Below are 18,317 nucleotides of genomic sequence, written 5' to 3' on the forward strand. Positions count from 1 at the left end.
AAATGGAAGAGGATGGGCCTCCCCGCATGGTGGGTTGGATAACCTGGTCAGGTCGGGAACGAAGCAGCCAAACCCAATTTCTGCCAGTGCCGGGGGTTTGGCTCATCCACCCCCAGCCTGCCATTACTGCCATTACGAAGTGAGATCAAACATCCCTAATTGATGGGAATATAGGTCTGAGGTTTATTGAGATCGTAAAACTGCACCTCTTTGGCATTGGGATCAATCTTCTTAAAGTCAAACGCCAACACATTGGTGCTTTCAAACATCTTGACGTAATACATCCGATTTTTATTATCAGCAACCACAGACCATTCTGTAATCTCAATACCACCTGCCCCCCCACCATAAGCATTGCTTGCAGGCAAACTAATCGCACCAGGAGGAATATCAAAGCTACCCAAAATATGCCAAGCGGTATTGGTATGCTGCGCAGTCGAGTAAGTGGTTGGTACGGACTTGGTTAAAAATAGCGCACGAATAAAGCGACTTGGACTGAGGTAGTCTCCTGGTAGGCCATGCAAACCGCTACCGGAACTTGGTGGAACAAAACTAGCGCCATTAATCACCAAAGCATTGCGCTCTACATTAGTCAGATTTGCGTAGTTACCAATATTGTTGAGTTGCTCACGAAAGGCAGGATCATTGGTCATCACCCCAGTTGGGTTATCGGTCATCACTAACTCGCCTTTGAGATACTCAATGACTAGGCTCTTACCCAGCGCATCATGCAAGGTCATGCGGACAGGTGCTGATTGATTATGAAATGCCGGTATGATGGAGCGATTCACCAAAATCTTTGGAAAGCCGGCTTTGACTTCATCAATCGTTGCATAGTTAGTCAAGGCATAAGTGAGCATCTGCACTGACGCAATACTCTTAGCGGAATCGGCTGCTGGCACCGCCTGAAATACCGCGGTATTGGGAGCATTGAGTAAGCCACCGACCAAACCTTTTTCATTCATACCATCAACGAGTACTGGCAAACCCAAACCATTCATACCAGCGGCGGTATATTTAGCCGTCCAATTAAGACCGGTACCGGGTTTGCTATCAACGCCCACACCTTGCATAGCAGTATTTTTAGGAATGAGGGTGAGTTGCGACTTGAGCGCTAAACCAAACTCCATCGTTCTGCCATACACGTAACCGTTGTCATTGCCTTTGAGCAAAAAGCTTGTACAAGCATTGCTGATGAGAGGAGTCAATGCCAAAGAAGCGCACACGCTAGTGGCGACGATTTTCTTGGTGAGTTGATTCTTCCAATTTTGTTTAACTTGATTTTGCACAGCTACCCCTTTTGTTGAAATGAGATAAGCAGCTTATTTTGCTGCCATTAAAAACATTCTAACTGAGGGGCGGACTAAAAAATCCAGAAATCTAGAAGATCTTCAAAATCCTAAATATTCCCCAAATCATCCAAATAATGGCTAAAACTAGAACAGTTCGGATATCTAGCTGGATCTTAAACAGACGCAATGTCTTATGGGTGCACTCAACAGAAACTTGCAAACTGAACCCTCCTCTACATAGAAAGATTTAGCGTAGAGGCTTGGGAAGACAATAGAAAGGGATCGCGGATGGTTCGGGTGTAGGAAAGAGAGGAATCTGGTCCCAACTAGTTGCTTTAAGCTAGATAGATACCAAGTCAAGCCGAGTTTCTTTGGTGGCTCCCAACCAATTATTACCCCCATCATCGCTGATGGGGGTGTGATTGATTTAATTTAACAGCAGTTGATTCATGCGCTTTACAAAACTCGCTGGATCATTGAGTTGACCGCCTTCTGCCAATAAGGCTTGATCAAACAAGAGATTGGTCCAATCATCAAAATGCTGATCATCGCTTTTAAGTTTTGCTAGCAATGGATGCTCCGGATTAATTTCCAATATGGGCTTCATATCAGGAGCATTTTGCCCTGCTGCTTTGAGCATCCGTAGCAAGTTGCCAGATAGCTCATTTTCATCGGCAATCAAACACGCTGGGGAATCTGTTAAGCGGAAGGTCACACGAACATCTTTAACCTTCTCTTCTAACACTTTTTTCATGCGCTCAACCAAGTCTTTGAACTGCTTCTCAGTCTCCTCATGCTCTTTCTTTTCTTTTTCATCACTCAGGCTTCCTAAATCGAGGCCGCCCTTGGCAACGGATGCCAATTGCTTGCCATCAAACTCAGTGATGAAAGAAAGCATCCACTCATCGACACGATCCGATAACACGAGCACTTCAACGCCTTTTTTGCGGAAGATCTCTAGATGAGGGCTGTTTTTAGCTGCGTTAAAAGTTTCGCCAGTGACAAAGTAAATCTTATCTTGGCCTTCTTTCATACGAGAGACGTACTCCGCTAGAGATACGGTCTGCTCAGCAGAATCCGTCTGGGTGCTTGCAAAGCGAAGTAACTTGAGAATGCGCTCTTGGTTTGCTTGATCTTCGCCGACCCCTTCTTTGAGTACTTGACCAAACTGGGTCCAGAAAGTGCGATATTTCTCTTTCTTAGCCTCATCGTCGCTATTAGCCAATTCTTCGAGCATGCTTAGTACTCGCTTGGTAGCACTTTCACGAATGACTTTAATGTCACGAGACTCTTGCAAGATTTCACGAGAAACGTTTAGCGGCAAATCAACCGAATCAATCACACCCGTGACAAAACGCAGATACATCGGCATGAGCTTTTCAGCGTCATCCATAATGAAGATGCGTTTGACATACAGCTTAATGCCGCCGCGCTTATTGCGATCCCATAAATCAAATGGTGCACGAGCTGGTACAAAAAGCAGTTGGGTAAATTCACTTCTACCTTCTACGCGATTTAAGGAGTAGCACAGCGGATTCTCATAATCATGTGAGAGATGCTTATAAAACTCGTTGTACTGCTCTTCAGTAATGTCTGACTTATTACGAGCCCAAAGCGCGGAAGATTGGTTAATATTTTCAAGCTCATCTTTGATGACTTGCTCTTTTTTATCCTCATCCCACTCTTCTTTGCGCATTTGAATGGGCAAAGAGATATGGTCTGAATACTTGCGAATAATGGACTTGAGCTGATAACTATTGAGGAAATCATCTTCGCCTTCGCGCAGATGTAAGGTAATTTTGGTGCCACGTTGTGGCAGATCAATTTGCTCAATCGTAAATTCACCAGAACCATCCGATTCCCAACGCACACCATCAGCAGCAGGCAATCCTGCACGACGGGTATCAACCGTGATGCGGTCGGCAACGATAAAGGCCGAATAAAAGCCCACACCAAACTGACCAATTAAGGCAGCATCTTTTTGCTGATCTCCGGAGAGCTTGGAAAAGAATTCTTTCGTGCCAGAACGAGCAATCGTGCCCAGGTTACTAATCACCTCTTCACGACTCATGCCAATACCATTATCGGTAATGGTGAGGGTTCTAGCAGTCTTATCAAATTCCACTTTGATCTTGAGTTCTGGATCATCGCCATACCAATCAGGGTGAGCAATGCCTTCAAAGCGCAATTTATCGGCAGCATCGGAGGCGTTCGATATAAGCTCGCGCAGGAAAATTTCCTTATTGGAATATAAGGAGTGGATCATCAACTGCAGAAGCTGCTTTACTTCTGCCTGAAATCCTAAGGTTTCTTTAGTAGCAACAGTCATTTTTAGAATCCCATAAAAATATGAACTTTTAGGTATTTGGGGATGATTTTGCCAATTTCAAGGGCATTGCAAGATCACTTAGGCCGGCTGGTCACCTTGCAAGGTAATTCTGAGCATTAACCTTTCAAAGCCGTGATAGTCGTTAATTGGGTTGTGCAATACACAGCGGTTATCCCAAAGCGCAATGGCATTTTTAGTCCAAGAAAACCGGCAGGTAAATTCAGGCTTGATTTGGCGCTCAAAGAGAAAGTTCAGTAAAGGCTGGCTTTCTTCTGGGCTCATCCCCTTGATGCCAATAGTATGAGCAATATTAATAAATAGGGATTTCTTACCAGTTTCAGGATGGGTTCTGACAATAGGATGCTCGGCTAGTAGCACTTCATTCGCTTTTGCGCTGCCATCATTCTTGATGCGATCTTCTCGAGTTTTAGAAACATCTGCCTTAGCTGAGCTGCTAATACCAATCAGACCATCGAGCAATTGTTTCATCGTGCTAGATAAGGACTCATAAGCCAAATACTGATTGGCAAACATAGTGTCGCCTCCGTAAGGCGGTATTTTTTGAGATAGCAGCATGGAAGCCTTGGGGGGAACCTTGAGATAGGTAGTGTCCGAGTGCCAAATACCGCCAAAATTAACTTTCTCATGTTTTAATTTTTTCACTTCAATAATCATGGGGAATTCATTGAGCCCTTTTACAAAAGGATACTTAATGGGCTTACCTATTAAGCGAGCAAAATTGAGAAAATGTTTTGCGTCAATATCTTGATTACGTAAAAAAATTACTTGGTGATCTAAGAAAGCTTGTTTAATCGAATGAATTTCTTCTGAAGAAAGTTTCTGTTTCAAATCAATGCCACTAATCTCTGCACCTAAAGCACCAGAAATTTTTTTGATCGTTATATTAGCCATTTAGGGACTCCATCATCACTGCATAGAATTCGAATAAAGGAGTGATTTCCCCATTCTTTATTTCTCAATTACTTTGAGTATACTGATTCAAATCAACCAGTTAAGCACCTGCTAAAGGAAATACTACATGAGATTAGGAATACTAAAAAAGGTCGTTTTCTCTGTGCTACCTTTCCTTTTTATTGGTGGACCTATCTCAGAGCTGCGGGCAGATGAGTTCCCTAGCAAGCCCGTGAAGATTTTGGTTCCGCAAACACCTGGCGGCGCCTCAGATGCCTTAGCAAGAATTGTGGCTCAGAAATTAGGTGAAAAGTGGCAACAATCGGTAGTGGTTGAAAATCGCCCAGGCGCTGGCGGTAATGTAGGAATGGAGTTTGTCGCTCTCGCACCCGCAGATGGCTATACCTTGCTCATGAGTTACGCAGGTTCTCACGCTATTAATGGCGCCCTTTATAAAAATTTACCGTTCAATGTGGAACGGGACTTTACCCCCGTCGCCACACTTGCAGTTTTACCTTTTGTCCTCACCAGCAAACCCAACGCGCCTTTTAAATCAGCCAAAGAATTAGCGGAAATGGGTAAAACAAAGATCTTTACTTTTGGTTCTGCCGGTAATGGATCAGTCAATCATTTGCTGGGCGTGATGTTCAATACCACTGCTGGAATTAAGATGGAGCACATTCCTTATAAAGGCGCTGCTCCTGCCATGCAAGATTTGATGGGTGGACAAATTGATATCGTATTTACTAGCCTACCCTCGGTTGCAGGATCAATTAAGTCCGGAACCCTGCAAGCAGTTGCAGTGACTAGTGGTGTGCGATCCAAAAACTTTCCTACCATTCCAACTATTGCAGAATCGGGCTTTAAAGATTTTGATGTCACTCCCTGGTTTGGCTTATTTGCCCCGGCAAAAACGCCGCCCAATATCATTCGCAAAATCAATCAAGATGTAGCGGAGGTTCTGCGAAATCCTGAAGTCATTGAGAAATTTAATTCGCAGGGTGCCGATCCTTTTATCACGCAACCCAACGAATTTGCCTTAATCGTTAAAAAAGATATTCAGAAATGGGGAGAAGTTGTCAGAACCTCAAAGGCACAGATTGATTAATAAGCGAGGTTCAGATGAGTGGTTTTTATTTTTTATGACCTCTTCTAGCTAAGTCATTTGATTTTGTATTTCCGCCCTCTTGGATTACCAAGCATGCAACAATCGGCATCGCATGAATTAAGGTATGTTTTGCTTTACTCTGCAGCACAAAGGCATCAAAACTAATTTTTTGTATTAAGATCATTCGAACGATAAGCTTTGAACCATAAGCTGAAGATGAGGGTATATGCTTTCCGCGCAAGATAATGCATTTCTGGTCACTAGTGAACCCAATACGCCGATGGGTAATTATTTACGCTGCCATTGGCATCCGGTAGCTCTTTCAGAAGAAGTAGCAGCGCCGGATTGCCCTCCTATTCGCGTCAAAGTCATGGGTGAAGACCTATTACTGTTTCGGGATACCAATGGCAAAACCGGTTTAATCGAACCATTTTGCGCACACCGTGGCGCAGATCTTTTCTTTGGTAGAAATGAAGAGTGTGGCATTCGCTGTATCTATCATGGCTGGAAATACGACATTCACGGTAACTGTATTGATATGCCCAATGTCCCTAAAGATGCTGCCTATCATGGGAAGATCAAAATTAAAGCGTATCCCACGCAAGAGTTTGCTGACATGGTTTGGGCTTATATGGGTCCTGCAGACCTACAACCCAAAGACGTTCCCCAACTTGAAGTTGGCCTTGTTCCCCCTAATCAACGCTATGTCACTAAACGCTTAATCGAGTGCAATTGGGTGCATTCGATGGAGGGCGCATTAGATACTGCGCATTTCTCGTTTTTACATATGCCAGCCCCAGCATTTCTTAAAGACGACACTACGAATATTGCTGCTGATGAGAAACGCATCCGCTGGTTGCGCAATGACCCAGCCCCCCGTTTTAAGATCATTGAACATGCCGTGGGCTTTCTGATTGGTGGCGCTAGAAATGCTGATCCAGGAGACCACTATTGGCGCCTTACTCAATACATGTTGCCAACCCATTCCATCACTCCTTCAGCAATGCCCAATGAAACCTACTATGGTTACTCTTGGACGCCCATCGATGATCATCATTGTTGGATGTATGTCTATGCTTGGCATCCAGAACATCCCATTCCTGATGAAGAACGCAAAAAATATATCCAAGGTGGTTATGGGCAATTTGCAAAACTAGGCCCAGGCTATGTCCCTCTGCGCAACCGCAGCAATCAATATCTGATGAGTCGTGAAGAGCAAAAAACAATTACATTTACCGGAATTTCAGGAATTGCTGAGCAAGACCAGATGGCTCAAGAAAGTCAGGGCTATATTGTTGACCGCACCAAAGAAAATCTATCACCTACTGATGTTGGCATCATTCGTTTTAGAAAAATCTTATTAGAAGATGCGAAGGCTTATGCCAATGGCAAGAAACCGAAGTCTCCTCACCTGCCTGATGAATATTGTCTACGCGGCGGTGGAGCACATACGAAAGCCAGTTTGTCCTTAGAAGAAGTAATGCAAGAGCGCTTTGACTCCACCACGGGAAAGGTTCATGATGCCAAGCACTAATATTTTTACTGCACTTTTTTTTAGTCTGATTACCTGCTTCTTCAGCGCAAGTAGCTTTGCCCAAAATTATCCCAATAAACCCGTGACAGTAATCGTGCCTTTTTCTGCTGGCAGTGCTAGTGATGTGGTAACTCGTGTATTACTAGATAAGGTGAGTAACAATACTGGCACCCGTTTTGTATTTGATAATCGCCCGGCAGCAGGCGGTAATGTTGGAACTGCAGCGCTGGTGCGAGCCGAACCAGACGGCTATACGATTGGAATTAGCACCTCTGGCCCCCTGGCGATTAATAAAATCTTAAATCCGGATCTGGGTTACGACCCTGAAAAAGAGATTCAAGGCATCGCTGTGTTTGCAGTGTTGCCAAATGTGATTGTGGTGAGCTCAACCCTCAATATCAATACTCTTGGTCAGTTAAATGACTATGTACGAAAAAATCCTGACGTAGGTTATGGTTCTGTTGGTAACGGCAGCTCTCAGCACTTAGCCGGCGCCTACTACGAACAACTTGTTGGCGCCAAAATGTTGCATGTGCCCTATCGTGTTACCGCCAATATGGTGACCGATCTGGTAGCTGGTCGCGTTCCAACGAGTTTTCAGTTATTTCCCAATGTCGTTGGACAAATTAATAGTGGCAACGTCAAAGCACTAGCGGTTGCCTCTAATAAACGCTTAGCCGCTATTCCCGATGTGCCCACCGCCGCTGAAGCGGGCCTCAAAGGCTATGAATCTGCTGCTTGGTTTGCGCTCATTGCACCCAAAAACACCCCAAAATCTATTTTAGATAAGCTCAATAAGGATGTGAACCAAGCCTTGTCTGACCCCACAGTGCGTGCGAAGTTTTCAGAGCTTGGGGCAGAACCGATGATTGGCCCACCAGAAGATCTCAATAATTTGATGGCATCTGATATTAAGAAGTGGACTGCGATTATTAAAAAGGGTGGCATTACTTTAGAAAAATAATCTGCAGGCGGGATTATTCTTTTTTAAGTCCAGCCGACTGCACTACTGGTCGCAAACTAACGAGTTCTTTGGCAATAAATCCAGTGGCTGCAACGCCCGTGAGATTGGTAATAGGCTGAATGGATATTGAGTTTAATTTTTCTAATAACTCTGGGTTTTTGAGAGCCTTAGTTGTCGCCAATATCAAGGTATTAGTCACTTGAGGCGACAGACCCTCAGGTGCTGAGACAATATTCCATAAAGCCGCTTGGAAATCTTTTAAGCCCGTTACCTCATTTACGGTCGGCACATCAGGAATCAAAGGAGATCGCTTGGAGGCCGCAATTGCAACAATTCTTAACTTTTCAGCACGATGTTGTTGAATTAATGAACCCAATGTGTCAACCGTCATATTGACTTGATTACCAATCAAAGCAGGGATTGCTTGCGCGCTTCCTCTAAAAGGAATGTGCTGGATATCTAGCCCGCCTAATTCATACTTCAAACGCTCTCCGACAATATGCAAATACGTTCCCTCTCCTGCTGACCCATATTGCAACTTGCCTGGGTTGATACGTGCATATTCAATGAACTCTTTCAAGCCCCCTTTGGTTGTTGGGCTTACTGCAAACACAATAGGCGCATCCCCAACCACGGCAATTTCTGTAAAGTCTTTGATCGAATCATACTGAGGCTTTGGATTAATTAAGCTGTACAGCACATGAGTAGAAGCAGTTCCAAATAACAAGGTATATCCATCTGGGGCGCTGTTTTTCACTTCTAAACTTCCAATTGCGCCACTGGCTCCGCTTTTATTATCGACAACTACAGGTTTTCCCAATTGAGTCGACAAAGCCTGTGCGTACTGTCTTGCAAATTGATCGGTAGGACCACCTGCTGGAAACGGCACTACTAAACGAATTGGTTTAACGGGGTATGCAGCAGATGGGCCTGAGGTCTGAGCAAAGCTCGCTGAGACAGCCAAATAAGATACCAACACCCATAGTAGCGATTGCATCACTTTCATTACGATCTCTTATAGTTTTCCGTCATTCCAATTTTCTGCTGGCATCGGCGGCTCCGCAATAAAGCCAGCCGATTTAATGGACTCAATAGCGCAGTATTCATCTTTATCTGATGCATCACCACTAATTCCAACAGCGCCAATTGCTACTCTGTCTTGATTCACAATCAACACACCGCCTGGGGTAGGAATAAATCTGCCATCAGATGCAGCTGATAAAGCCGCTTGAAAGCTAGGCCGATCAGATAATCTATCTCGGATAGTTCTAGTTGGCATTCCCATCCCAAGAGATGCCCAAGCTTTACCAATGGCAATATCGTGACGCAAGATGCCACAACCATCTTCTCTTTTAAAAGAGACTACATGCCCACCAGAATCTAATACCACCACTGCCAATGGCAAAAGTTGATGTTGTGAACGCAATCTTAGAGCCTCATCAATGATCCGGTCAGCATCAGCTAAAGTAAGACTTGAATGATTTGCTATGAGCTTTTCAGCCATGGTTTTTGCTCCGGTTCACTAATTACTTTTATTTTTCAAAGCTTCTTCTAGCTGGGTAATTTTATTTTGCATTGCAGCCATCTTGGCATTGAGAGCGCCCACATTTAAGAAGGTTTCATCCGCTACAGGTGCTTTGAGGTTATTACCCCAACCTAGCCAAGCTGAGTCGTATACCTTAACCTTCTTAAAGCCCAAAGTCTTTAATACCACTGCCGTTTCAGCGGCGCGCACCCCGCTTTGGCAATACACGACCGTCTCTTTATCAGGATCGAGATTGGCATAGAGTTTTTTAAGATCTGTTTGATTTTTCAGCGCCATACCGGAGTTATCAGCAACCTGTTTTTTACCTAACTTAATCGCGGTTGCCGGATCTTGCCAGTTATCCTCAAAAGGAATGTTGATGGAATTGGGAATATGACCACCGCGAATGGCTCTGACATCTTTGCCCGAAAATTCATCGGGAGTTCTAGCATCAATAATTTGTACTGACTTTGATTGAGCAATCTTGAGCATCTCCTCATTGCTAACTACTAACTGAGGCTGAGCTACTAGTGCGACGGATACCGGTGGTAAGGCTTGGCGCTCTTTTTGCATTGGTAAACCCGCTTGCTTCCAGCCATCAATGCCATCGTGATAAATCTGCGCATTTTTTCCACCAAAGTAATTAATAGTGTACAAACCAAAATAGGCATAGGGATTGCCCCGCGCACCATAAACTACAACATCTTTATTCACATCTAATCCGGCACTGTTAAAGAGCTTCTGGATTTGTTCTGTAGGAATGTAGTCTTCCTTATTTGGATCGCGAAGTGTGCCACCGACTTCACCAATATTGATTGCGCCTGGGATGTGGCCCTCTAAATAACTCTTTTCATCACGCACGTCCCAAATGATCGCACCGCGCGCAACTGCCTGCTGCATCTGATCGGTTTGGATGATGGCTATTTTTTGCTGAGCAAAAGCCAGGGAAAAAATAGATGCTAATACGATTGCTAAGATTGTCTTCACAGGAATTCCTTTGGGTTAATGGGGTTAACAATACACCAAGACATCAATTTCTAGAATAGTGCCATCTATTTATATGTTGCTAGTGTTGGACACTCACATTCAGATGATATCTAAGCACAATAAAAGTGCGAGGTGAAAGTGCGAAGCGGTAATTTTTACGGCTCTATCGGCGCGGTAATTCACATATTCACGTAATTGGATGATATTAGTTACTTATTAAGCCTTTACAAGTGTAAGGCTTTGCTTTACACTTTGCTTTAAATCTTTAAAATAGATGGATGATTGAATCGTTTATACACAAAGGTTTAAAAGAGTTATTTGAAGACGGAAAAAGCATCAAGATTCAGAAAGCATTAGCAAACAGAATCATTCGACGTTTAGACGCCATTGACTCTGCTAAATCGCTAGATGATCTCAAGGTGCCGGGTTTTAATTTTCATGGCTTAGAAGGAGTTCCAAAACGCTATAGCATTCATATAAATGGCCCCTGGTGTCTCACCTTTGAATGGCGCGATGAGAATGCTTATCGACTTAACCTAGAAAACTATCACTAATATCATGCGAAAAAGATTACCTACCCACCCTGGCGCCATCTTAAGAGAGGATGTCTTTCCAACTCTTGGCATATCCGTCACAGAGTTTGCAAAGCATCTTGGCATCTCTAGGCAGACCCTTCATGCTGTTTTGGCGGAAAAAAGCTCGATCACTCCTGAGCTTGCTTTACGCATTGGCGCTTTCTTAGGTAATGGCCCACAACTCTGGATTGAGATGCAGTCTAAATATGATTTGTGGCAGGCAGAGCTTAAGTTGAAAAAAGTATTGCCCAAAATTACCTTATTCAAGCATTTGTTAGCTGCCTAGCTTTGCACTCATCACAGTAGTATTTGCCATTTTTCTCCCAAGCTTGAATACCGAGCTTCTTAGTGCACCAGTAGCAATATAGATTTGTTGAGGGAATAAATTTCCTACTTGCTAAATCTGGCAACTCAGAATTGACTGCATATTGCGATAAATGAACTTCAACTGCCTTGGGCTTTAACAGCGCAATCATCCATCTCCAAGTCTTGGGGATGAGTCGGTAATGAAAGATTGCGTAGATGCAAAATATCCCCAATAAAATAAAAACAACTGATAGTGGGTTTTGCGCCATCCACTCCAAGATGGCTATTGCCGCTAGGTAAGCAATATAAAGACCAACGATTGCCATGAGATACGGCCAGATGGCAGCCAATATCAATATCGAAATGATGGTGCCAATGATCGAGCCACCACTTCCGCCAGAATCATTATTACCATCATCATAATCAGACATGAGTTCTTCCCTTTAAGCGATTAGACCAATGCCAAACTTGGTTCGCTTAATGGAGCACTGCCTCCGATACCTCAGGCTTTCCCTCAGGGTTCTTCTTTTGGTTTGACACCAAGAACTCTTTCGTTTCTAGCGCGACCGTAAGATAAGCGTCGGTAGCATTTCTAAATGCCTCATGCGCATCTTCTTTGCTAAAAATATAGGTTAGGCTAAAGATCAGATTGTCTGCATCTTCACCATCAACTGTGACAGTATTGCCGGCATCGTTATCAACTACCCGCAAGCCCCTGCAGAACTCTGGTTTCTCGCCATCCACCCAACTCATATCGAGGCGATCTATATCAAACCGCAGGCTACGAAATAAGTTATTGATAGTAAAACGGGTACCATTTAAGTATGTGTAATCACGCATAAGACCTCCAATATCAATTGATTAATCTCTACTACTCAATTATCAAGATTGGGAGGTTCAAATAATGAGCTTGTGATCTCTTTTTGATCCATTTGCCCAATAAAAAACCCACCAAATGGTGGGTTTGTCGCTTTGGATTACCCATCACCATTGTTGGTATTGGGTCTCATCTTTTTAGCACCTTACTAGCGTTAGCAGGTTGCTGTGGCGACAAAGCCATCTCTTGATGTAGATTTAATTATGCAGACTTTGGAACATTTTTGTCAATCAATTTTATTGGTCCCAGATGCTCCAATTTAAGGAAGGTGGCGATGGCTGGGTCCAAGAGATTGGATACTTTCTGACTCCCACACCTAGTCGGCTCCAGATGTAAGCAACTACAAAAATAATAGTGACACCGAGTAATACCGTGACGCCAAGATGAATAAAACTCGCATGGGCCTGAATCATAATGAGCGGGTTTGCACCTGCGGGCGGATGCACACATCTCACCACCAATAAGATGCCGATCGTTACTACTAAAGCAATAATGTAGACCCAAAAGGCATCGCCAAATAATTGATAAGCCAAGATGCCTACTAGGCTACTGATGAGGTGCGCGCCAAAGACTGCCCTGGGCTGCGCAGCCGGGGCAGTAGTCAGAGCAAATAAAAAAAGTGTGGTGCCGCCCAATGAGGCTAACAATAGTGGGGAGTTGGTTTTTGTCACCCACAAGGCAAGAGAAATCGCGACAGAAGATCCGAGCAATACCCAAAGCAAGCGAAGCAAACGTGTTTTCATTGCCTCATCATAATAAGCGCTTGATCAAAGATAGCATAAAGCGCTTTTGCTCAACGAGAGCCAATAGCCTCTTCAGTGAACTTGGCCACTTTCAAGAAAGCCTCATCTGCTTTGTAATTGCCCATCAGCTGAATACCTAAGGGCAACCCATTGGCAGACTTACCTACTGGAATATTGATTGCCGGAATGCCTAAAAGACTGCCTAGGGCGCAGAATGAAGGATCACCGGTCCAGCTCAAGCCTTTGGGGGCTTCACCAGTTGCCGGAGCTAAGAGAAGAGCATCAACGTCTTTGAATAACTCACCAACAGAGTGACGTAATTTACTTTGCACTGCTAAGGCCGCTTCATATTGTGCCTGGGAATATTCTGCTCCCTTGGTGGCGGTCTCTTTAATATTTTCACAAAGAAGTTCTTGATTGTTTTCCATGTGTTTTTGATGAATGTGCGCAACATCATAGCCCATGATCGTTGGCATTTGATCAATGCCCTCCCAGTATTGCGCTGGGATCTCCATTGTTTTTACGCTCACGCCAGCCTGCTCTAACTTTTCAACTGCAAACTGTAGCGTTTGCTGTTGCTCGGCGCTCATTAAGTGATCAAACGGTGTTTTAAGTAACGCTATTTTGGGCGCATGCGCTAACTTCAAATCGGGTATGGCAATTTGGGCTGTTTTGGTGCTGCCATCTTTGAGCAATTGAAACGCAAAAGCGGCGTCCTCAACAGAGCGAGTAAAAAATCCAATGTGATCTAAAGAGTAAGCAAACGGGTGGACACCTTCCTTGATAATCGATCCAAAGCTAGGCTTAAAGCCCACCACGCCACAAAACGCCGCCGGACGCACAATCGAACCTACTGTCTGAGAGCCGATGGCAAGCGGCAGAATACCGGCAGCTACTGAAGCGGCAGATCCACTAGAAGAGCCTCCTGGGGTATGTTCCGAATTCCAAGGGTTCACTGTTGGCCCTGGGGTTCTCCATGCAAATTGGGTCGTCACGGTCTTACCAAAAATCAGGCCGCCTAATGCCCGAATTCTTTGCACAATCGGCGCATCTTCCTGGGGGCGATGATTAGCGTAAATTGGTGAACCATTGGTGGTGATTAAATCTTGGGTATTAATAATGTCTTTAATTCCAATCGGAATACCTGACAAAGGTCCAGGCGCAATCGCCTTTTTTAAATCCTCTAAAGTGTTTCTGGAAACAAAGGCTTTTAAGTTAGGCTCTAATTGATTGGCTAGCTCAAATGATTGCGTTAACAAAGCTTGTGGGTCAAGTTTGCCTTCGCTGATCTGCTTGACCGCTGCAATTAAACCAAGGGGTTTGCCCTGTTGCTCACTCATATTCATTTCCTAATGTTTTGCCAATCCATGATCAGATCTTCAAAGAGCTGGGTGGCGTCAGTAATGTTGTCGACATAGCAAAACTCATCGGTCTGGTGCGCCATCTCGGGTTGACCAGGGCCTAGAATCACTGTCGGGGGGTCGCCGATGACCGGCTTTAAGGCTGAAGCATCAGTAAAGTACGAAACCGTTTTTTCAACAGGTCGCACGCCATTGATCTTTTCGCAGCGATCAAATACGGTTGCCATCCAAGGATCACTCGCAGGGGTATAGACCCCTTCGATATCAATAATAGTATCGAGACGCACAATCGGCCCCAATGCTTTGCAAAGACAACCGTAGATATGGGCATGACTTTGCCCTGCCACTGTCCGGATATCTAAAGTCATTTCAGCAGCATCAGGCACAGAGTTAATATTTAAACCTGCTTTCGCAGTACCTACGTTTAAGGTGCCCTGACCCATCAAGGGATGCGCTGGTGTATCAAAGGTAAATTTCTCTAAAGTTAATGCCGCATTGGCTAACTTATAAAAAGCATTCTCACCACGCTCTGGCATCGATCCGTGCGCGGTAACGCCTTCGGTTGAGGCCTTGAGCCAATAAGCCCCTTTATGACCTATGAGTGGCTCGTTGGCAGTAGGCTCAGCTACTACAAAAGAGCCTGCTGGTCCTAAAAACTCGAGGATCTCTTGACTGGCCGCTAAATGAAAGGCGCCTTCACAACCTGTCTCTTCGCCCGCGGTAATAATCAAACTCACACCGCTACCTGCTTTAGCAGCCTGGGCAGTCTTCATCGCTGCCACCACAAATGCGGCAACACCGCTTTTCATATCACTAGAGCCGCGACCAAATAATTTGCCATCTTCAATCAGGCCGGCAAATGGCTCATGCTTCCATGAGCGGGCGCCCAAGGGAACAACATCCACATGACCAGTAAAGCAGATACTAGGATTGTCATCGCTGCAAGATCCAATTTTGGCAACCAGACTCATACGCCGCGGAGCAAACTCAATTTTGCGACATTCAAAACTGGCAGACTCTAAGATCGATGCGAGGTAATTACAGACTTGGTCTTCATTACCCGGGGGATTGACTGTATTAAAACGAATTAACTCTTGAGTTAACGCAATCGGATCAGGAATAGTCATTATCTGTTTTACTCAAACTGAAGTGGTTAAGGGTGTTTAGCCAAAATAAGCCGCTTGGACTTCTGCATTTTCAGCCAGCTCAGTAGCGCTTCCTTGAGCAACCACCTGCCCTTTAGCAATCACATAACCCCGATGGGCAATTGCTAGGGTTTGGCGCACGTTTTGCTCAACGAGTAACACGGTAGTGCCCATTTGATTAATCTCTTTGATGATCTTGAAATTCTCTTTTACAAACAAAGGAGAGAGTCCCAAAGAGGGTTCATCAAAAATGAGTAGTTCGGGAGAACTCATTAAACTGCGCCCAATCGCTATCATCGCCTGCTCACCACCAGACATAGTTCCCGCTAATTGATTAGCGCGTTCTGCCAGGCGTGGAAATAAAGTCTTCACCCGCTCGCGGCGCTCTTGTATGACTTTTTGATCGCTCACGAGATACGCACCTGCCGAGAGGTTTTCATCAACGGTCATTCGTGGAAATACTCGGCGACCCTCAGGTACACAAGCGATACCTTGTTCAATAATGCGATGGGTGGGCAGATGGGTGATATCGGCGTCATTAAAAATAATCTTGCCACGATTGGCTGGCGTTAAACCCAAAATAGAACGAATCAGGGTGGATTTACCAGCGCCATTGGCACCCAAGATACACGTGATCTGTCCGCGCTCGACCTTGATCGACACGTCCTCTAAGACGTCAATGCGATCGTAGGCTGTATAGATGTGATCGATGTCTAATAAGGCCATGATTATTCCTGCCCCAGATAGGCAACCTGAACTTCGCGGTTACTCACAATTTCTTCATAAGTGCCTTCGGCAATTTTCTTGCCGTAGTTGAGCACAATGCAGCGCTCAGTCATACGCTGAATCAAGCTCATTTCGTGCTCAATCAAAATAATCGTAAATGGTTTAATTTTGCTGCGGACCTGCAAAATATCATTCATGACCTCTGCAGTCTCATCATGGGTCATACCCGCTGATGGCTCATCTAATAACAAGAGATCAGGCTCACTGATTAAGGCTCGGCAAATTTCAATACGACGCCGATCAATCATTGGCAAACTAGCTACAGGCTCAAATATTTTGGCTGCTAGTTTGGGGTTAAACGTTAATAGCAAAGCGCTGACTTGCTCGACAACGCGGTCATACTCTTTTTCAAATCGATCGCGGGCAAACAAGTTAAAGATCAGTCCGGTATTTAGCCTGCGGTTATCACCAATCGCGATGTTGTCAAATACCGTCAAAGGTAATGACAAACGGGAGCGCTGAAACGTTCTCGTGATCGCGTGCAGATAGACTTCTTGCGCAGTCGCATCGGTGATATTCTCGCCCCGAAAACTCACGCCTCCAGAGCTCGCGCGATATAGGCCCGTGATAACGTTAAAAAAGGTGGTCTTGCCTGAACCGTTTGGGCCTAATAGACCTAAGACTTCACCTTCATTGACATGCATGGTTAGGTCATCTAGCGCAGTAACCCCACCAAATCGCATAGTCAGGTTGTTGGCTTCTAAAATTTTGGCAGCATTCATCGTAGCGCTCATTCTGACTCTCCCACCTTCTTGCCTGGGAAGTAGTTCCGAATTCTTCTAGGAAGCAGGCCATCTGGGCGAAAGAGCAAAATCAAAATCACCACAATGGCATATAACAAGAAACGGTATTCCTGAATAAATTGCAGCTTCTCTGGGAGGATGACCACAATGGCTGCCGCTGGAATAATGCCCCAAGGATTTCCAATGCCGCCCAAAATCACAATCGAGACCAAAATGAGCGAATCTGCAAAAGTAAAGTTATTGGGCGCGACATAAGCTGTCATCATTCCGTATAGGGCGCCTGCAAGGCCGGCCAGTAAATTGCCAAGAGTAAAGGCGACGATTTTCCAATGCGCAATATTGACCCCAAAAGTTGAGGCCGCAATCTCATCGGTACGCACCATATCCATACTCAAGCCTATCCAGGAGCGCTCTAAATTTCTGGTGATACGAAAAGCGACAATGAGCAAAATCAAAGCGATGAGCAAGTACGGAATATAGAAGGAGAGTTCAATTCCTCCAATCTGAATACCTTCAGAAAGATTCCAACCAAAGATTGTCAGTGGCGGAATTTTTAAGCCTTGCGGTCCGCCCAAGGTATCGTTCACCTCTAAAAAATTCCTGAACAAGATTCCAAAAGCAATCGTCACTAAAGCGGCGTAATGACCGCGTGTTCTCAGCACAGGGTAAATCAAGATTGAACCAATTAAGGCAGAGACTGCCGCCGCAATAAACAAGACTAGTAAATGAGGCACTGCTGTATGCGTGGCTAAGACTGCAGCGGTATAGCTGCCAATGCCAAAGAAGGCAGCACCCGCAAAATTAACAATCCCCACATAGCCAAACTGAATGTTTAAGCCCAAACACACTATGGAATAAATCAAGACCGTTGCCAACATCAACAGTGCAAAGTGGGAGTTATAAAACACCACCATCGTAATCAAGACACCAGCCACAGAGGCTACTGCCGGAAAATGAGGATGTTGACTCACTGCATTAGCAAGGCGATCCATCAAGCCCATCTTCTTGCCCACTACGCTTGCGATAAAAGCGACGGCCACCAAAATACCTACTTCTAACTGGTTTTCAGCACCTAACAATAAGAGGCTATAAATGAGGAAAACAATAAAACTAGAGATCAATAACTTCAT

The 18,317-nt window shown here is 44.7% G+C and carries 20 protein-coding genes, 1 other RNA gene and 1 riboswitch; of the genes, 6 read left to right on the forward strand and 15 right to left on the reverse strand.

The features are described 5' to 3' along the window. The first annotated feature begins 11 nt into the window (after positions 1–11). Positions 12–110: signal recognition particle sRNA small type (gene ffs, locus AOC29_RS06735), an RNA gene on the forward strand. A 45-nt stretch (positions 111–155) separates the two neighbouring features. On the opposite strand, the gene AOC29_RS06740 is transcribed toward ffs, so the two are convergent. The 3 genes from AOC29_RS06740 to AOC29_RS06750 all read right to left on the reverse strand — a co-directional run bounded on the left by AOC29_RS06740 (position 156) and on the right by AOC29_RS06750 (position 4,533). Further along, the gene (locus AOC29_RS06740) at positions 156–1,289 is read right to left on the reverse strand and encodes a linear amide C-N hydrolase (RefSeq protein ID WP_215294975.1); all 1,134 of its coding nucleotides are present in this window, start codon (positions 1,287–1,289) and stop codon (positions 156–158) included. Between the two features lie 430 nt (positions 1,290–1,719). After that, positions 1,720–3,621 (reverse strand): molecular chaperone HtpG, encoded by a 1,902-nt coding sequence (htpG, locus tag AOC29_RS06745; protein WP_215294977.1) that lies wholly within the window; start codon positions 3,619–3,621, stop codon positions 1,720–1,722. A 78-nt stretch (positions 3,622–3,699) separates the two neighbouring features. Continuing rightward, positions 3,700–4,533, reverse strand: coding sequence for a TauD/TfdA family dioxygenase (locus AOC29_RS06750; RefSeq protein ID WP_215294979.1), 834 nt, complete (start codon positions 4,531–4,533; stop codon positions 3,700–3,702). Positions 4,534–4,660: 127 nt separating this feature from the next. Here AOC29_RS06750 and AOC29_RS06755 point away from each other — a divergent pair, with 127 nt between their 5' ends. Continuing rightward, positions 4,661–5,641 (forward strand): tripartite tricarboxylate transporter substrate binding protein, encoded by a 981-nt coding sequence (locus AOC29_RS06755; protein WP_215294981.1) that lies wholly within the window; start codon positions 4,661–4,663, stop codon positions 5,639–5,641. Between the two features lie 25 nt (positions 5,642–5,666). On the opposite strand, the gene AOC29_RS06760 is transcribed toward AOC29_RS06755, so the two are convergent. After that, positions 5,667–5,825: a hypothetical protein gene (locus AOC29_RS06760; RefSeq protein ID WP_215294983.1), complete on the reverse strand. Its 159-nt coding sequence runs from the start codon at positions 5,823–5,825 to the stop codon at positions 5,667–5,669. Between the two features lie 42 nt (positions 5,826–5,867). Here AOC29_RS06760 and AOC29_RS06765 point away from each other — a divergent pair, with 42 nt between their 5' ends. After that, positions 5,868–7,175, forward strand: a complete 1,308-nt coding sequence (locus tag AOC29_RS06765) for a Rieske 2Fe-2S domain-containing protein (protein WP_215294985.1) — start codon at positions 5,868–5,870, stop codon at positions 7,173–7,175. Further along, positions 7,159–8,139 (forward strand): tripartite tricarboxylate transporter substrate binding protein, encoded by a 981-nt coding sequence (locus tag AOC29_RS06770; protein WP_215294987.1) that lies wholly within the window; start codon positions 7,159–7,161, stop codon positions 8,137–8,139. The genes AOC29_RS06765 and AOC29_RS06770 overlap by 17 nt, the downstream gene beginning before the upstream one ends. A gap of 13 nt (positions 8,140–8,152) precedes the next feature. Here the strand turns inward: AOC29_RS06770 and AOC29_RS06775 are convergent, their stop codons facing one another. The 3 genes from AOC29_RS06775 to AOC29_RS06785 are packed head-to-tail and all read right to left on the reverse strand — an operon-like array spanning position 8,153 to position 10,651. Further along, the gene (locus AOC29_RS06775) at positions 8,153–9,145 is read right to left on the reverse strand and encodes a tripartite tricarboxylate transporter substrate binding protein (RefSeq protein WP_215294989.1); all 993 of its coding nucleotides are present in this window, start codon (positions 9,143–9,145) and stop codon (positions 8,153–8,155) included. 9 nt (positions 9,146–9,154) lie between these two features. Next, on the reverse strand, positions 9,155–9,643 hold the full coding sequence (locus AOC29_RS06780; RefSeq protein WP_215294991.1) for a heme-binding protein: 489 nt from the start codon (positions 9,641–9,643) through the stop codon (positions 9,155–9,157). Positions 9,644–9,661: 18 nt separating this feature from the next. Beyond that, a complete protein-coding gene (locus AOC29_RS06785; protein WP_215294993.1) occupies positions 9,662–10,651 on the reverse strand; it encodes a sulfurtransferase in 990 nt (329 codons plus the stop codon). 278 nt (positions 10,652–10,929) lie between these two features. Here AOC29_RS06785 and AOC29_RS06790 point away from each other — a divergent pair, with 278 nt between their 5' ends. Then, entirely contained in the window at positions 10,930–11,205 is a 276-nt protein-coding gene (locus AOC29_RS06790; RefSeq protein WP_215294995.1) for a type II toxin-antitoxin system RelE/ParE family toxin, read from the forward strand. Positions 11,206–11,209: 4 nt separating this feature from the next. Continuing rightward, positions 11,210–11,512 carry a HigA family addiction module antitoxin gene (locus AOC29_RS06795; protein ID WP_215294997.1) on the forward strand — a complete coding sequence of 101 codons (303 nt, stop codon included), beginning with the start codon at positions 11,210–11,212 and terminating at the stop codon, positions 11,510–11,512. Here AOC29_RS06795 and AOC29_RS06800 read toward each other — a convergent pair. The 8 genes from AOC29_RS06800 to AOC29_RS06835 form a co-directional block, all read right to left on the reverse strand. After that, the gene (locus AOC29_RS06800) at positions 11,490–11,963 is read right to left on the reverse strand and encodes a hypothetical protein (protein ID WP_215294999.1); all 474 of its coding nucleotides are present in this window, start codon (positions 11,961–11,963) and stop codon (positions 11,490–11,492) included. The genes AOC29_RS06795 and AOC29_RS06800 overlap by 23 nt on opposite strands. Positions 11,964–12,009: 46 nt before the next feature. Continuing rightward, a complete protein-coding gene (locus tag AOC29_RS06805; RefSeq protein ID WP_215295000.1) occupies positions 12,010–12,372 on the reverse strand; it encodes a hypothetical protein in 363 nt (120 codons plus the stop codon). Between the two features lie 122 nt (positions 12,373–12,494). Beyond that, positions 12,495–12,607: riboswitch (SAM-I-IV-variant riboswitch) on the reverse strand. Between the two features lie 38 nt (positions 12,608–12,645). Beyond that, positions 12,646–13,152, reverse strand: coding sequence for an HPP family protein (locus AOC29_RS06810; protein ID WP_215295002.1), 507 nt, complete (start codon positions 13,150–13,152; stop codon positions 12,646–12,648). A 50-nt stretch (positions 13,153–13,202) separates the two neighbouring features. Continuing rightward, complete coding sequence (locus AOC29_RS06815; RefSeq protein WP_215295004.1) at positions 13,203–14,492, reverse strand: amidase; 1,290 nt, start codon at positions 14,490–14,492, stop codon at positions 13,203–13,205. 2 nt (positions 14,493–14,494) lie between these two features. Beyond that, entirely contained in the window at positions 14,495–15,640 is a 1,146-nt protein-coding gene (locus AOC29_RS06820; RefSeq protein WP_215295006.1) for a M20 family metallopeptidase, read from the reverse strand. Positions 15,641–15,676: 36 nt separating this feature from the next. Further along, positions 15,677–16,384, reverse strand: coding sequence for an ABC transporter ATP-binding protein (locus AOC29_RS06825; RefSeq protein WP_215295008.1), 708 nt, complete (start codon positions 16,382–16,384; stop codon positions 15,677–15,679). A 2-nt stretch (positions 16,385–16,386) separates the two neighbouring features. Further along, entirely contained in the window at positions 16,387–17,178 is a 792-nt protein-coding gene (locus tag AOC29_RS06830) for an ABC transporter ATP-binding protein (protein ID WP_251369945.1), read from the reverse strand. Continuing rightward, complete coding sequence (locus tag AOC29_RS06835) at positions 17,175–18,317, reverse strand: branched-chain amino acid ABC transporter permease (protein ID WP_215295010.1); 1,143 nt, start codon at positions 18,315–18,317, stop codon at positions 17,175–17,177. Before AOC29_RS06835 ends, AOC29_RS06830 begins: the two co-directional genes overlap by 4 nt.

It is taken from the genome of Polynucleobacter sp. JS-JIR-5-A7 (assembly GCF_018687935.1).
Taxonomy (GTDB): Bacteria; Pseudomonadota; Gammaproteobacteria; order Burkholderiales; family Burkholderiaceae; genus Polynucleobacter.

Coding starts and splice junctions, on each gene's coding strand:
- AOC29_RS06815 (WP_215295004.1), bottom strand. CDS start 14,492: ATGAGTGAGCAACAGGGCAAACCCCTTGGTTTAATTGCAGCGGTCAAG.
- AOC29_RS06765 (WP_215294985.1), top strand. CDS start 5,868: ATGCTTTCCGCGCAAGATAATGCATTTCTGGTCACTAGTGAACCCAAT.
- AOC29_RS06820 (WP_215295006.1), bottom strand. CDS start 15,640: ATGACTATTCCTGATCCGATTGCGTTAACTCAAGAGTTAATTCGTTTT.
- AOC29_RS06770 (WP_215294987.1), top strand. CDS start 7,159: ATGATGCCAAGCACTAATATTTTTACTGCACTTTTTTTTAGTCTGATT.
- AOC29_RS06790 (WP_215294995.1), top strand. CDS start 10,930: ATGATTGAATCGTTTATACACAAAGGTTTAAAAGAGTTATTTGAAGAC.
- AOC29_RS06755 (WP_215294981.1), top strand. CDS start 4,661: ATGAGATTAGGAATACTAAAAAAGGTCGTTTTCTCTGTGCTACCTTTC.
- AOC29_RS06760 (WP_215294983.1), bottom strand. CDS start 5,825: ATGATCTTAATACAAAAAATTAGTTTTGATGCCTTTGTGCTGCAGAGT.
- AOC29_RS06800 (WP_215294999.1), bottom strand. CDS start 11,963: ATGTCTGATTATGATGATGGTAATAATGATTCTGGCGGAAGTGGTGGC.
- AOC29_RS06775 (WP_215294989.1), bottom strand. CDS start 9,145: ATGAAAGTGATGCAATCGCTACTATGGGTGTTGGTATCTTATTTGGCT.
- AOC29_RS06830 (WP_251369945.1), bottom strand. CDS start 17,178: ATGAGCGCTACGATGAATGCTGCCAAAATTTTAGAAGCCAACAACCTG.
- AOC29_RS06750 (WP_215294979.1), bottom strand. CDS start 4,533: ATGGCTAATATAACGATCAAAAAAATTTCTGGTGCTTTAGGTGCAGAG.
- AOC29_RS06825 (WP_215295008.1), bottom strand. CDS start 16,384: ATGGCCTTATTAGACATCGATCACATCTATACAGCCTACGATCGCATT.
- AOC29_RS06795 (WP_215294997.1), top strand. CDS start 11,210: ATGCGAAAAAGATTACCTACCCACCCTGGCGCCATCTTAAGAGAGGAT.
- AOC29_RS06810 (WP_215295002.1), bottom strand. CDS start 13,152: ATGAAAACACGTTTGCTTCGCTTGCTTTGGGTATTGCTCGGATCTTCT.
- AOC29_RS06780 (WP_215294991.1), bottom strand. CDS start 9,643: ATGGCTGAAAAGCTCATAGCAAATCATTCAAGTCTTACTTTAGCTGAT.
- AOC29_RS06805 (WP_215295000.1), bottom strand. CDS start 12,372: ATGCGTGATTACACATACTTAAATGGTACCCGTTTTACTATCAATAAC.
- htpG (WP_215294977.1), bottom strand. CDS start 3,621: ATGACTGTTGCTACTAAAGAAACCTTAGGATTTCAGGCAGAAGTAAAG.
- AOC29_RS06835 (WP_215295010.1), bottom strand. CDS start 18,317: ATGAAGTTATTGATCTCTAGTTTTATTGTTTTCCTCATTTATAGCCTC.